13 protein-coding genes and 1 pseudogene are annotated in these 13,877 nt (G+C 58.2%); 4 read left to right on the top strand and 10 right to left on the bottom strand.

What is annotated here, in order from left to right:
- Window positions 1-189: 189 nt before the first annotated feature.
- Together ACYZTR_RS25285 and bfr are read left to right on the top strand one after the other, a co-directional pair.
- Window positions 190-1,644, top strand: a complete 1,455-nt coding sequence (locus ACYZTR_RS25285; protein ID WP_461974802.1) for a catalase — start codon at window positions 190-192, stop codon at window positions 1,642-1,644.
- A 149-nt stretch (window positions 1,645-1,793) separates the two neighbouring features.
- Window positions 1,794-2,258 carry a bacterioferritin gene (gene bfr, locus ACYZTR_RS25280; RefSeq protein ID WP_123365585.1) on the top strand — a complete coding sequence of 155 codons (465 nt, stop codon included), beginning with the start codon at window positions 1,794-1,796 and terminating at the stop codon, window positions 2,256-2,258.
- A gap of 66 nt (window positions 2,259-2,324) precedes the next feature.
- On the opposite strand, the gene uvrA is transcribed toward bfr, so the two are convergent.
- Window positions 2,325-5,159 (bottom strand): excinuclease ABC subunit UvrA, encoded by a 2,835-nt coding sequence (gene uvrA, locus ACYZTR_RS25275; protein ID WP_461974800.1) that lies wholly within the window; start codon window positions 5,157-5,159, stop codon window positions 2,325-2,327.
- Between the two features lie 191 nt (window positions 5,160-5,350).
- Here uvrA and ACYZTR_RS25270 point away from each other — a divergent pair, with 191 nt between their 5' ends.
- Together ACYZTR_RS25270 and ACYZTR_RS25265 are read left to right on the top strand one after the other, a co-directional pair.
- Window positions 5,351-6,748, top strand: coding sequence for an MFS transporter (locus ACYZTR_RS25270; protein ID WP_461974798.1), 1,398 nt, complete (start codon window positions 5,351-5,353; stop codon window positions 6,746-6,748).
- 9 nt (window positions 6,749-6,757) lie between these two features.
- Window positions 6,758-7,288, top strand: a complete 531-nt coding sequence (locus ACYZTR_RS25265) for a single-stranded DNA-binding protein (RefSeq protein ID WP_449645104.1) — start codon at window positions 6,758-6,760, stop codon at window positions 7,286-7,288.
- 70 nt (window positions 7,289-7,358) lie between these two features.
- Here ACYZTR_RS25265 and ACYZTR_RS25260 read toward each other — a convergent pair whose 3' ends face one another.
- The 9 genes and pseudogenes from ACYZTR_RS25260 to ACYZTR_RS25220 all read right to left on the bottom strand — a co-directional run bounded on the left by ACYZTR_RS25260 (window position 7,359) and on the right by ACYZTR_RS25220 (window position 13,852).
- Window positions 7,359-8,516 carry a glutathionylspermidine synthase family protein gene (locus ACYZTR_RS25260; RefSeq protein ID WP_461974796.1) on the bottom strand — a complete coding sequence of 386 codons (1,158 nt, stop codon included), beginning with the start codon at window positions 8,514-8,516 and terminating at the stop codon, window positions 7,359-7,361.
- A 12-nt stretch (window positions 8,517-8,528) separates the two neighbouring features.
- Window positions 8,529-9,242 (bottom strand): DUF1190 domain-containing protein, encoded by a 714-nt coding sequence (locus ACYZTR_RS25255; RefSeq protein WP_461974794.1) that lies wholly within the window; start codon window positions 9,240-9,242, stop codon window positions 8,529-8,531.
- A gap of 18 nt (window positions 9,243-9,260) precedes the next feature.
- The gene (locus ACYZTR_RS25250) at window positions 9,261-9,689 is read right to left on the bottom strand and encodes a DUF350 domain-containing protein (RefSeq protein WP_461974792.1); all 429 of its coding nucleotides are present in this window, start codon (window positions 9,687-9,689) and stop codon (window positions 9,261-9,263) included.
- A gap of 15 nt (window positions 9,690-9,704) precedes the next feature.
- Window positions 9,705-10,379 carry a DUF2491 family protein gene (locus tag ACYZTR_RS25245; protein ID WP_461974790.1) on the bottom strand — a complete coding sequence of 225 codons (675 nt, stop codon included), beginning with the start codon at window positions 10,377-10,379 and terminating at the stop codon, window positions 9,705-9,707.
- Window positions 10,366-11,011: pseudogene (locus ACYZTR_RS25240) on the bottom strand (ion channel). Before ACYZTR_RS25240 ends, ACYZTR_RS25245 begins: the two are co-directional and overlap by 14 nt.
- Window positions 11,012-11,084: 73 nt before the next feature.
- The gene (locus ACYZTR_RS25235) at window positions 11,085-11,648 is read right to left on the bottom strand and encodes a rhomboid family intramembrane serine protease (protein ID WP_461974788.1); all 564 of its coding nucleotides are present in this window, start codon (window positions 11,646-11,648) and stop codon (window positions 11,085-11,087) included.
- Between the two features lie 71 nt (window positions 11,649-11,719).
- Window positions 11,720-12,418, bottom strand: coding sequence for a PspA/IM30 family protein (locus tag ACYZTR_RS25230; RefSeq protein WP_461974786.1), 699 nt, complete (start codon window positions 12,416-12,418; stop codon window positions 11,720-11,722).
- Between the two features lie 24 nt (window positions 12,419-12,442).
- Window positions 12,443-13,024, bottom strand: a complete 582-nt coding sequence (locus ACYZTR_RS25225; RefSeq protein ID WP_461974784.1) for a YjfI family protein — start codon at window positions 13,022-13,024, stop codon at window positions 12,443-12,445.
- 273 nt (window positions 13,025-13,297) lie between these two features.
- Window positions 13,298-13,852 (bottom strand): cysteine hydrolase family protein, encoded by a 555-nt coding sequence (locus ACYZTR_RS25220; RefSeq protein ID WP_461974782.1) that lies wholly within the window; start codon window positions 13,850-13,852, stop codon window positions 13,298-13,300.
- Window positions 13,853-13,877 lie beyond the last annotated feature (25 nt).

Below are 13,877 nucleotides of genomic sequence, written 5' to 3'. Positions count from 1 at the left end.
AAACCGGGCCTAGTGCCCGGTTTTTTGTGCGCGCTCGAAAAGCATCGGCATCGATGCATCTCAGAAACGTAATTAGTAATTATCTATCGATAGCTGCAAGCTAATGAATTAGTAGCTGTAACGTTCATGATCAATACTCCCTCTCAGCCGATTAGCCGGCAGTTAAAGACTGACAGAGGAAGAGATCGCATGAGCCAAAATAGAATGCTTACCACCGCCAGTGGCGCTCCTGTCCCCGACAACCAGAATTCGCGCTCCGCCGGCCCTCGTGGCCCACTGCTGCTCGACGACTTCCACCTGATCGAGAAGCTTGCCCACTTCAATCGTGAAAACATCCCTGAACGTCGTGTACACGCCAAAGGCTCAGGTGCTTACGGTACGTTCACCGTGACTCGTGACATCACCGAGTACACCAGCGCCAAACTGTTTGAATCCGTCGGTAAGCAAACGCCAACGTTCCTGCGGTTTTCCACCGTCGGCGGCGAACGCGGTTCGGCTGACACCGAGCGCGATCCACGTGGCTTTGCCCTGAAGTTCTACACCGAAGAAGGTAATTGGGACATCGTCGGCAACAACACGCCAGTATTCTTCATCCGCGATCCTTTGAAATTCCCGGACTTTATTCACACCCAAAAACGTCTGCCGCAAAGCAATCTGAAAAGCGCGCAAATGATGTGGGACTTCTGGTCGCATTCGCCTGAGGCGTTGCACCAGGTCACCATTCTGTTCTCGGATCGCGGCATTCCTGATGGCTACCGCCACATGCACGGCTTCGGCAGCCATACCTACAGCCTGATCAGCGCCAATGGCGAGCGTCACTGGGTGAAGTGGCACTACAAGACCAAGCAAGGGATCAAAAACCTGGCACCGGCAGAAGCGGCACGCTTGGCCGGGACCGACCCGGATTATGCGCAGCGTGATCTGTTCGGCGCAATCGAGCGCGGTGATTTCCCGAAATGGCGCGTGTGCATCCAGATCATGACCGAGGATCAGGCCGCGGCGCACTACGAGAACCCGTTTGACGTGACCAAGACCTGGTCGCAGAAAGAGTTTCCGCTGATCGAAGTGGGCGAGTTGCAGCTTAATCGCAACCCGCAGAATTACTTTGCTGAAGTCGAGCAAGCGGCGTTCGGTCCGAGCAACATGGTCCCGGGTGTCGGTTTGTCGCCTGACCGCATGCTGCAGGGTCGAGTGTTCGCTTACGCCGATGCTCACCGCTACCGTATTGGCACCAACCACCAGCAATTGCCGGTGAACGCACCTCGCAGCTTGGTGAACAGCTATCAGCGCGATGGTTCGATGGCGTTTGGCAGCAACGGTGGTGCGACACCTAACTATGAGCCGAACAGCTACGTTGAGTCGCCGAAACAAGCGCCTCGCTATGCAGAGCCAGCGCTGGCCCTGAGCGGCGCGGCTGATCGTTACGATCATCGCGAAGATACCGACTATTACAGCCACGCCGGTGCACTGTTCCGTCTGATGAGTGATGAGCAGAAAGCCCTGCTGGTCAACAACATTGCCGGCGCCATGGGCGGCGTTTCCGGCGACGTGATTGATCGTCAATTACAGCATTTCTTCAGGGCCGACCCGGCGTATGGAGAAGCAATCGCAACGGCGTTGGGCGTACAGCTTAACGAAGTCTAAACGAGAAGTAGAACCGCCCTCATTTGGGCGGTTTTTGCGTTATTTAAACCACTTTTCTCAGAATATCTTCGCTTATATCGCGCAAGCGGAGTGACCAAACAGTCTGCTTGGTTCAAACTACAGACTTTCAAGCAGGGAGATGTAGGGCGATGCAAGGTCACCCAGACGTAATCGATTACCTCAACACGTTGCTGACCGGCGAGCTGGCGGCGCGTGATCAATATTTCATCCATTCACGGATGTACGAGGACTGGGGTTTCACCGAGCTCTACGAACGTATCAACCACGAAATGGAAGAAGAGGCGCAGCACGCTGACGCCCTGATGCGCCGGATTCTCATGCTCGAAGGCACTCCGCGCATGCGGCCGGACGACCTGGATGTCGGCACCACAGTGCCTGATATGCTCGCTGCCGACCTGCGACTGGAATACAAAGTCCGCGCCGCACTCTGCAAGGGCATCGAGCTCTGCGAGCTTCACAAAGACTATGTCAGCCGCGAGATGCTGCGTATTCAGCTGAACGACACTGAAGAAGATCACACCTACTGGCTCGAGAAGCAGCTGGGTCTGATCAAGTTGATCGGTCTGGAGAATTACCTGCAATCGCAGTTCTGATTCCGCCGTCTACAAAAAAAGCCCCTGTCACCGATGAAGTGACAGGGGCTTTTTCGTGGACCTGATTCAGGCTTTGTCGCGAGCCAGTAGCGGCTTGAGGTAGAAGCCTGTGTGAGACTGCTTCATCTCCGCCACTTCTTCCGGCGTACCGACAGCAATGATCTGGCCGCCCTTGGAACCGCCTTCCGGCCCAAGATCCACCAACCAGTCAGCCGTCTTGATAACGTCCAGGTTGTGTTCGATCACTACCACGGTATTGCCGTGATCGCGCAGGCGGTGCAGCACGTCGAGCAATTGCTGGATATCCGCGAAGTGCAGGCCGGTCGTTGGCTCATCGAGGATATACAGCGTCTTGCCAGTATCGCGTTTGGACAGTTCGCGGGACAGCTTCACCCGCTGGGCTTCACCACCCGACAGCGTGGTCGCTGACTGCCCGAGCTTGATGTACGACAGGCCGACATCCATCAACGTCTGAAGCTTGCGCGCCAGGGCCGGAACCGCATCGAAAAACACGCGCGCCTCCTCGATCGTCATCTCGAGGGTTTCGTGGATGTTCTTGCCCTTGTACTTGATCTCCAGAGTCTCGCGGTTGTAGCGCTTGCTCTTGCAGACGTCGCACGGGACATAGATATCCGGCAGGAAGTGCATTTCCACCTTGATCAGGCCATCGCCCTGACAAGCTTCGCAACGTCCGCCCTTTACGTTGAAGGAGAAGCGTCCAGGACCATAACCGCGCGAGCGGGACTCCGGCACACCGGCGAACAGTTCGCGAATCGGTGTGAACAGCCCGGTATACGTCGCCGGGTTTGAGCGTGGCGTGCGTCCGATCGGACTCTGATCGATGTCGACAACCTTATCCAGATGCTCCAGACCTTTAATGCTGTCGTGAGCAGCCGCTTCAAGCGTCGTTGCACCATTGAGTGCCGTGGCGCTCAAAGGAAACAGCGTATTGTTAATCAGCGTCGATTTGCCAGAGCCAGACACACCGGTGACGCAAGTCAGCAAGCCGATTGGAATGTCCAGGTCGACATTGCGCAAGTTGTTGCCGCGAGCGCCCTTGAGGGACAGCGACAGCTTCTTGTTCCTCGGTGTGCGTTTGGCGGGGACTGCAATTTTCACCCGGCCCGACAAGTACTTGCCGGTCAGCGAATCGGGATGAGCCATAACCTCGGCCGGCGTACCTTCGGCGACGATATGTCCGCCGTGTATACCTGCGCCTGGCCCGATATCCACCACGTAGTCGGCCAGACGAATTGCATCTTCGTCGTGCTCGACCACGATCACCGTGTTGCCGATGTCACGCAGGTGCTTGAGCGTGCCGAGCAGGCGATCGTTGTCCCGTTGGTGCAGGCCAATCGACGGTTCGTCGAGGATGTACAGAACGCCAACCAGGCCCGCGCCAATCTGACTGGCCAGGCGAATACGCTGAGCTTCACCGCCGGACAACGTGTCCGCACTGCGATCCAGCGACAAATAGTCGAGGCCAACGTTGACCAGGAACTGCAGACGCTCACGGATTTCCTTGAGAATCTTGTCGGCAATTTCGCCGCGACGGCCAGTCAGCTTCAGCACGCCAAAGTATTCGCAGGCGTCGCCAATCGGAAGATTGGTCACCGCTGGCAGCGTCTTCTCGCCAACCCACACATGCCGTGCTTCACGACGCAGGCGCGTGCCACGACAATCCGGGCAATGCTGGGTGCTGAGGAACTTGGCCAGCTCTTCGCGCACCGAGGCTGACTCGGTTTCGCGGTAGCGACGTTCCAGGTTCGGCACGATGCCTTCGAACGGGTGCGAGCGTTTGACGATGTCGCCACGGTCGTTGAGGTACTTGAAGTCGACGTTCTGCGAACCGCTGCCGTGCAGGATGTACTTCTGCTGATCGGCCGGCAGATCGTTGAACGGTACTTCGAGGCTGAACGTGTAGTGTGAGGCCAGCGACCCGAGCATCTGGAAGTAATAGACGTTGCGCCGGTCCCAGCCGCGAATCGCGCCTTCCGCCAGCGTCAGTTCGCCATTCACCAATCGCTTGATGTCGAAGAATTGCTTAACGCCCAGGCCATCGCAGGTCGGGCAAGCGCCGGCCGGGTTGTTGAAAGAGAACAGCTTGGGTTCCAGCTCGCTGATGGCGTGGCCGCAAATCGGGCAGGCGAAGCGCGCGGAGAAGATAATCTCTTCGCCGGGCTCGTCGTCCATAGGTGCGACCAGGGCAATGCCGTCCGCCAGCTTCAAGGCGGTCTCGAACGACTCGGCCAGGCGCTGTTGCAAGTCGGCGCGGACCTTGAAGCGGTCGACCACCACATCGATCGAATGCTTCTTTTGTTTATCCAGCTTCGGCAACTCGTCCAGCTCGCAGAGCCTGCCGTTGACCCGGGCCCGCACAAAACCCTGGGCACGCAATTCTTCAAAAACCGAGAGGTGCTCGCCTTTACGCTCGCGGATCACCGGCGCTAACAGCATAAGCTTGCTACCCTCCGGTTGAGCCAGGACCAGGTCGACCATCTGGCTGACGGTCTGGGCTTCCAGCGGAATATCGTGATCCGGGCAGCGCGGAATGCCCACGCGAGCGTAAAGCAGGCGCAGATAATCGTAGATTTCGGTGATGGTGCCGACCGTCGAACGCGGGTTGTGCGAGGTCGACTTCTGTTCGATGGAAATGGCTGGCGACAAACCTTCGATGGTGTCGACGTCAGGTTTTTCCATCATCGACAGGAACTGCCGGGCGTAGGCCGACAGCGATTCGACGTAACGGCGCTGGCCTTCGGCATACAGCGTGTCGAATGCCAGGGACGATTTGCCGGATCCGGACAGGCCGGTGATGACGATCAGTTTGTCCCGTGGCAGGGTCAGGTCGATGTTCTTCAGGTTGTGGGTTCGGGCCCCACGAATCAGGATCTTGTCCAAAGTGGCCTCGCTCGGCGGGCGTCGAAAACGTAGGAGTATACGGCCAAATACTGGATGGATGCACACTATCAAATGAGCGGGTTGCAGCCTTACATGAAGACGCTGTCAGCAGAGCGCGTCAAAGCGTCGCGATATACCCCGTCAATCGATGGGACTGGTAGAATCGCCGCCGGTTCACATGAGGTTTTTCCATGCACGATCCCCACAGCGAACGCATGAGTGGCAGTGAGACCCGCGCAGCAAGCGGTCTGGCCCTGGTGTTCGCCTTCCGTATGCTTGGCATGTTCATGGTGTTGCCGGTATTGGCGACTTATGGGATGGATCTGGCAGGAGCGACCCCGGCCCTCATCGGGCTGGCGATTGGCGCTTATGGCCTGACCCAGGCGATCTTTCAGATTCCTTTTGGCTTCATTTCCGACCGCATCGGCCGTCGTCCGGTGATTTACCTGGGGTTGATCATCTTCGCTCTCGGTAGCGTGCTGGCGGCCAATGCCGACTCGATCTGGGGCGTGATCGCCGGACGGATCCTGCAAGGTGCCGGGGCGATTTCCGCGGCGGTGATGGCGTTGCTGTCAGACCTGACCCGCGAACAGCATCGGACCAAAGCCATGGCCATGATCGGCATGACGATTGGTCTGTCATTCGCTGTCGCCATGGTTGTAGGCCCGTTGCTGACCCGCGCTTTCGGCCTGTCCGGGTTGTTCCTCGCCACGGGCGGCATGGCGCTGTTCGGCATCGTGATCGTGATGTTCATGGTGCCGCGAGCCAACGGCCCGTTGCAGCATCGCGAATCCGGCGTCGCGCGCCAGGCGCTGATACCGACACTCAAGCATCCGGACCTGCTGCGTCTGGACTTGGGCATTTTTGTGTTGCACGCGATGTTGATGTCGAGCTTCGTTGCGTTGCCTTTGGCGCTGGTCGAAAAAGCCGGGCTGCCTAAAGAGCAGCACTGGTGGGTGTACCTGGTCGCGCTGTTGATATCCTTCTTCGCCATGATCCCGTTCATTATCTACGGCGAGAAGAAACGCAAAATGAAACGAGTTTTACTCGGCGCCGTCGTGACGCTCATGCTCACTGAGCTATTCTTCTGGCAGTTCGGCGATAGCTTGCGGGCTCTGGTGATAGGTACGGTGGTGTTTTTCACCGCGTTCAATCTGCTGGAAGCTTCGTTGCCATCGCTGATCAGCAAGGTTTCACCGGCAGGCGGCAAGGGCACGGCGATGGGGGTTTATTCCACCAGCCAGTTCCTCGGTTCGGCATTGGGCGGCATCCTCGGCGGCTGGTTGTTCCAGCATGGCGGTTTGTCGGTTGTGTTCCTGGGATGCGCCGGTCTGGCTGCCCTCTGGCTGGCCTTTGCTGTTACCATGCGCGAACCTCCCTACGTGACGAGCCTGCGCTTGCCGTTGTCGCCCGAGGCGATCCGTGAAGCGGGTCTGGTCGAGCGCCTGAAGGCCGTTGTAGGGGTAACAGATGCAGTGATCGTCGCAGATGAAGCGGCGATTTACATCAAATTGGACACCGAACTATTGGATCGCACCACCCTTGAGCGCCTGGTGAACAACCCGGCCGGGGCAGCGTGCGTAGCCTAGGAGAACGTTATGGCCCGTGGGGTTAACAAAGTCATATTGGTCGGCACTTGCGGCCAGGATCCCGAAGTTCGCTACTTGCCTAACGGTAACGCCGTGACCAACCTGAGTCTGGCGACCAGCGAACAGTGGACCGACAAGCAAACCGGTCAGAAGGTCGAGAAGACCGAATGGCACCGTGTGTCGATGTTCGGCAAGGTTGCCGAAATCGCCGGCGAGTACCTGCGTAAAGGTTCGCAGGTCTACATCGAAGGCAAGCTGCAGACCCGCGAGTGGGAAAAAGACGGTATCAAGCGTTACACCACTGAAATCGTGGTCGACATGCAAGGCACCATGCAACTGCTGGGCGGCCGTCCACAGCAGGGCGACCAACAAGGCGGGGGCAATAACTACCAGCAGTCCGCCCCGGCTCCACGCCAACAGGCTCCGCGTCCTCAGCAGTCGGCACCGCAGCAGTCGTCGCGCCAGGCTCCAGCTCCACAGCAGGCAGCTCCACAACCGGCTCCGGATTTCGACAGCTTTGATGACGATATTCCGTTCTAGGATTCACCCGATCTAAACAAAAAGGCCCGTCGCTAACAGCGCCGGGCCTTTTTTGTGGGCGAAGGATTTGTCACTCGAGGATCAGATGCGGCAGAAACCGGCTCGAATCCTTGGTGATCAAACTGTTGTCTTCCCGCACGCCAATGCCGGCCGCTTGGTCGCCAATCACCCACGAGCCCACCAGCGTGTAGCTGTCGCCAAACTGCGGCAACGGTGCGAATTCCTGAAGGATAAACGGCGCGTCGGTGTAGGGGCCGTCCTCTTTTACGATCAGGCCCTCAGCGGTTTGCAACTCGATGTTGGCGCCTTCCCGCGAGAAGAACGGTTTGCGCACCCAGCCCTTGGGCACCGCTGTGTTCGGATGGGTATCCAGGTGGGCGGCGAGCAGGTTCGGGTGTCCTTTGTTGGACTCCCATAGCAGCGGCAGGATGCCTTTGTTGGAAATGATGGATTTCCAAGCGGGCTCGAAAAACTGCGTATCGCTCTGGGCAATCGCTGCACCGAAGGGCTCGTGGAAGATGAACTCCCACGCATGCAGTTTGAACAGGTGAGGAATCCAGCGATTTTCGAGGTCGACGAAACGTCCGTCAGCGGTGAGGCCGATGTCTTCGATGTCGATGTGGCGTGACTCTATTCCGACTTTTTCGGCGATCAGGCGCAGGTAATCGGTGGTGCCCTTGTCCTCGACCGAGTCTTTCATCGAGGCGAAATAGAAAGGCTGTTTTAGCTGTAGCTGGGCGAAGGCCTGATGCAGTTTGGTGTCAATGCTGTTGAACTGGTCGGCATGCTTGGGCAACAAGCCGCGTTCGATGCATTGCTCCAGCCAGCCCCACTGAAACGCTGCCGCTTCATAGAGGCTGGTCGGCGTGTCGTAGTTGAGTTCCAGCAATTTTGCCGGTCCGGTGCCGTTATACGAGAAGTCCATGCGCCCATAGAGGTGCGGGTGGCCTTCGAGCCATGAAGTCCGAATCATGTCGAAGAACGGCGCAGGAATGCTCAGGCGCTCCAGCAACTCTTCGCTCTGAACCACCCGGGCTACCAGGTCCATGCACATCTCATGAATGTCGGTGGTCGGGTCTTCGAGATCGCTTTCGATCTGCTTGAGCGTGAACTGGTAATACGCGCTCTCGTCCCAATAGGGTTCATCGTCGATGGTGTGGAACAGAAATCCGAGACTGTCGGCGGTCTGTTTCCAGTCATGACGTTCTGCGCAGAGAATCTTTTTCATGGCCCGGTTTCCTTAACTGCTCGAACCGCCGCCGCCCCAGCCACTGCGTGCGCTGGCTTTGCTGCCGAAACCGCCACGGGCGGTGGACGAGGCAACCGACACCGGCTTGCTGGCGGAACGAATCGAATCGGCGTAGTTGCTGCTGCCGTACCTCGCCTGATTGGACTTGGTAAAGGTCGAGCCCTTGGCTATCCGCTGGCTGAGCGTGGAAGACGAGTAACCGCCGCGGTCATCGCGGTAGCGATACACCGGTTGCGAGTAAAAGCTGTTGCGGTTGTTGCTCAGCATGTTGCCGATCAGCAAACCGGTCAGCAGGCTGGTGCCGGAGAATCCGGAGCCACCACTGTTCGCTTCCGAGGCGGGCAGTTGGGCCTTGGCCGCGTCCACTTGGGACTGCGTCACTTCGCCATCGGCGGTCAGTTCGAAACCGCCCAGTTTCGGGATGAACTTGCCGGTGGAATCTTGCTGGCACCAGTCTGCGACAAAGTCCGCGTCGCAATCGGCCTGATTGTCGTAGACCGGCGCAATGCGCCGATGCTCCGTCATGGCAGCCATGTAGGCGTCAGAGCAGACGTCTACCGGGAGTTTTTCATCGGCACATTGCTGGACGGACTGGAAGTTGTACTTCTTCTGCACCGGGTAGGTTTTTTCCGTCGGCCCGCAGCCGGATATCGCCATGGCGACCGAGGCGGCCAGCGACAGTTGAACGTACTTGCTTCGTTTCATCGGGAGCTCCCTGCGCGATCAGTTCGGGGTAGGGGTCATACAGGCGGCGTTCAACATGCCGACGCTGATGGCCACGGCCGCGACATAGACACCCGCCGCGATTTCACCTTTCTTGATACGTTCCGACGTGCCTTTCAAGACCAGGCTAGTCACCAGGAACGCCATCAATTGCACGACGGCGGCGATCAGCGACCAGACGACAAAGTCGAGCAGGCTGATCGAGTAGGCAATCACATTGCTGGCCGGTATCGCGAAACCGATGAGCGCACCGCCCAAAGCGATTGCGGCCGCGACGTTGCCCGAACGGATCAGTTCAAACTCCTTGTGCGGAGTGATTCGGGTGTAGATGAACTGGAACAGCGCGAACAGCACGGCGGCGCCGAGGATGTACGCAACAAACCCGAACACGGCGGCTTTGTTCAGGGAGATGGAGAGCGCTTCTAGCATGGACTTCTTCCTTATTTAAAGAATGTTCAGGTCGGTGGTGTACAGCGAAATGCCCAGCGACGTGCTCAGGCTGATGGCGCCTTCGGCATCTTCTTCGACGGAAAACAGCAAGAATTCACGGCGATCGGTCAGGCCGGTTTCACGGGCGTACAGCATCGAACGGTGTTCAATGCTGTAGGACTCATCCGGGTTTTTCAGGTATTCGCTCAACGCTACCAATTCTGTCTGGCCATCCTCGGTGCCCCATTCGCGGGTGTATTCGACGCCGTTGTGGGTGTAGGTCGGCAGACCGATAAGGCTTTGCGGGCCGGCCAACCGACTCAACTCCGCCTCGCTGCTGATGGTCACGTAACTGAGGTAGTTGAACAGGATCACTGACTCGACCTGCCCGGCGATGGCGCCGGTGGTGTGCACTTGCAGCCAGTAGTCTTCGTCATTCATGTAATAACGCGACAGCCAGGTCGATTGCCCGAGGTCAACGGTGCCGTTGCTCCAGATCTGCTGGGAGCCGGGAATGATCACGCTGGTTTTTTCGTCGAGCAGCAATTTCAGGGTGGTGTCGAACATCACCCCTTTGCCCAATGCCAGGCCCAGCGGACCGATGGCGGGCGGGGTTTCGTTGGCAGTCCATTTTGAGTCCGGATTCGCTTTCGGGGCCTCAAGCCCCATCAACTGTTTAAACCATCCCATTGGAGATTTCCTTGAGGCGAGTGGAGGCGATGTAGAAGAGTTCATCGCCCTCAACGCGAGTGGCGCCGGGCGGGTTGATCGAAGGGTGTCGGGCGCCTTTGGCGCGGTAGCCGATAAGGGTCGCGTTGTGATGCTCTTTCATCTGTGCAGGTTTTCTTCAAGGTCGCAATCGCAAATGACGATCAGGTTGTCATTGGAGGTTTCATCCTGAAGCAACAACTCGATGACCCGCTCGCTGGACGATCCCGCCCAGCCGATGAGCACCGTGTGGCCGGTCTTGCCGGTGAAATCACCTTTGCCCTTCATGCCTTTTCTCCATACATCAATGACGCTGCTGGGGTTTTGCCGATGGCTGCCGTCAGCAGCGCAATGCCCCCGAGCATGACCCAGGTGGCCACGAAAACCCGTCCCGCCGACGTTTGGGGCGCAAGATCGCCGTAACCGACCGTCAGCGTGGTGGTGAGGTAGAAATAGGTAAATGTGGCGGGGGCGGTGAGGTGTTGTTCGCCCAGAAGCACCAGGCCGAGCCAGGCCGTGCTCAGGTGGATGCCCAAGGCAATCGTCAGTCCCGCCCAGCCGAAACGGTGGAAGAAGGACGAGGCATACACGCGTAACAAAAGAAAAATAGACATGACGTCCCTGACTCCGTGGGATGACTCGTTCCTGGCAATGCGCAGGCCCGAACCCCTGAACGTTCAATTGCCTTTACCGGGCGGCATTAAACCTGTTGCCGGGCGTCGAGAGAAGTACCTTGGCTGCAATAAATCCGGCGAATGCCCCGGCGATATGGCCTTCGAAGGAAACCCCCTGGCGTGGAAGGAAGCCAAACACCAGGCCGCCATACAGCAGGGCGACGACCGCGGCCGTGATCAGGTTACCCCAACTGTGCTGGAACCAGGCGCGCGACAGAATGTACGCCCACAGCCCGAACACCCATCCGCTGGCACCGATGTGCATCCCGGAAAACCCGAACAGCCAGACCAGCAAGCCGCCCAGGCCAATGATGATCGCGCTCACGGCGATGAAGCGATTGAGCCCATCGACAATGACCAACGTGCCGAGGATCAAAAAGGGAATCAGGTTGGCGCTCAGGTGCGCAAAGGACGCGTGCAGAAAAGGCGAGGTAATGATGCCGAGCAGACCGTGCGATGTCCTCGGGACCAGGCCAAATGCAACAAGGCTGTAGCCGGTCGCGGTGTTGAGTACTTGCAGCGCGACCATGAGGATTGCCAGGCCGGCAATTGTCTTGAAACCCTTCAGGGCATCCATCCTTGACCTCTACTCGACAAAAAAAGGAAGGGCAATGAATGCCCTTCCTGTTCAGCTTGCGCCCGGCCCGGTTACTCGGCTGATTTTTTCTTCAGGCGATCCAGGATTGCGTTGGCGCTGCCCGAATCCGGGGTAATGCCCGCTTCGCGCAGTTTGCGCTCCAGATCGGTGCCGGTCGATGCATCGGCCAGTTGTTCATGGGCTTCCAGTTCAGCGGCGCGTTGCTGCTGCTTGGCCTGCAGGCGGTTCAGTGTACCGACGGCGGTTTCCAGCTTGCCGTTCGCGCCACCACTGGCGATCGAAGCGCTGACCTGGGCTTTCTGTACGCTATCGCGGGCCTTGGCCATGTCCACTTGCTGGCGCAGGCTTTTGATGCGGCTTTCGGCCTTGGTGATGTCTTTGCGCATGTTGTCCGCGTAACCGCCGAATTCGGTGGCCTGCTTTTGCTCGACATCAAGCTCATTGGTCAGGGTCGAAATGGCTTCGGCCACTTCCAACGCCAGGTCTTCGCGGTTGGCCTGGATCGCGGCCATGGCCTTGGATTCGAGGTCCTTGATCTTGGCGTTGTGCTCAGCCACACGATCAGCCGACAGCTTGTGCTTGGCCATGATGGTGACCAACTCACGCTTGGCATTGGCCAGGGCGCTGTCAGCATCGCGGATTTCCTGGTCGAGGATGCGCAGGGCCTGTTGGTCGACGATGGACTCGCCGACTTCGGTGGCACCGCCGCGCAGCGCGGTGAACAATTTGCTCCAGATGGACTGAGTCATTGGATATTTCCTGTTCCCGAATAATTAATTGAAGAAACGTTCGAAGGCTTCGCTTGCGCGCTGGACGTTGTCGACGAGGGTTTTCACCTCGGTCACGATGTTCGTCAGGCTGGAGTCGGAGCTCAGGGCGCCGAACATGTTGTAAACAATCTGCCCGTTCGGCATGTACTCGATACCGATCGAGGACAGCGGGAATATTTCCCGACTGCGCAGGACGGCGTCATTGAAGGCCGGTACGTCGTTGATGGACTCGACGTCGACCAGAACGGTATCGACGATGATCTGTTCACCCACCACCGCGATGTAAATCGGCAAGCCACCGAAATCGTTCATTTCCAGCTTGATGCTGGACTCGGAGCCTTGTACGAGAGAAAGCGTGATGTCGTTCGAAACCACTTCCTTCAGGGCCTGCAGGGCGCTGAAGAGGCGATCGATGTTCCAGTTAGTACCTGCGCTCATGTAATTCTCCGACATGAATGAGCCAGCCAGAATCGGTTGGCGAAGCTGTTTCTCCATCTGCTTGAGCAGGCTTCGGTTTTCGGGAAGCACCCAAGTCTCGTGTTTCACATAACCGGCGGCACCCAGGCCCGCGCGCATCTGCTTCATGTAGAAGCTCGACGGTTTTTTCGCGGACGGTCTCGAGCGCTCTCCCTTGCTGCTCGCTGTATCGGTCTCAGGCTCGGCAGGCGGACCTGATGGAGAGCGGCTTTTCATACTGGTGACTCCGTTGTGAAATCTCACGCGTGAGAAACACTACAGTGATTTTTTGCGCCTCTCAATAGCTCACGCGTGGGATTTTTTAGCGACCGGAAACGCAAAGGCCCGCAATGCGAACGCGCGGCGGGCCTTTTGTTTATCGAGTTGTTTCAGGGGAGGGCGTTAGCGGCTGGCCGCGAGGAATTCGTCGGAGGACACCACACTGGCATAGGCAAAACCCAAGGCCGACATGAACGCCGCGTGGACATGGGCCGCTGGAACTGTGACACCGTTGAACTCCAGGTCACGGGAAGCACAGGCGTCGTGGATCACCGTGACGGTGTAGCCAAGATCGGCGGCGGCGCGGGTGATGCCATCGACGCACATGTGGCTCATGCTGCCGATGACCACCAGGTTTTCGATGCCTTGCTCATCGAGGATGGCTTCCAGTTCGGTTTCGCGGAACGAGTTCACAAAATGCTTGAGCACCACCGGCTCGTCGGCGCGGTTGAGGACTCTGGGGTGCAGCTTCGCGCCCTCGGAGCCCGGCGTAAAAAAGGGCGCTTCGTCGGAGGTGAATTCGTGGCGGATGTGCACCACCGAATCACCCGCATCGCGGAAGGCTTTGATCAACCGTACGGCGTTGTCCGCGGCGGCGTCGGCACCGACCAGCGGCCACTTGCCTTGAGGGAAGTAGTCGTTTTGGATATCGACTACGATGAGTGCTTGCTTGGCCATGACTGTTCCTCGAAGTGCTTGTTGG

The organism is Pseudomonas sp. Hz4 (assembly GCF_054898165.1).
The sequence above is the reverse complement of the archived record's forward strand: the minus strand, read 5'-3'. Positions and strand labels throughout refer to the sequence as shown.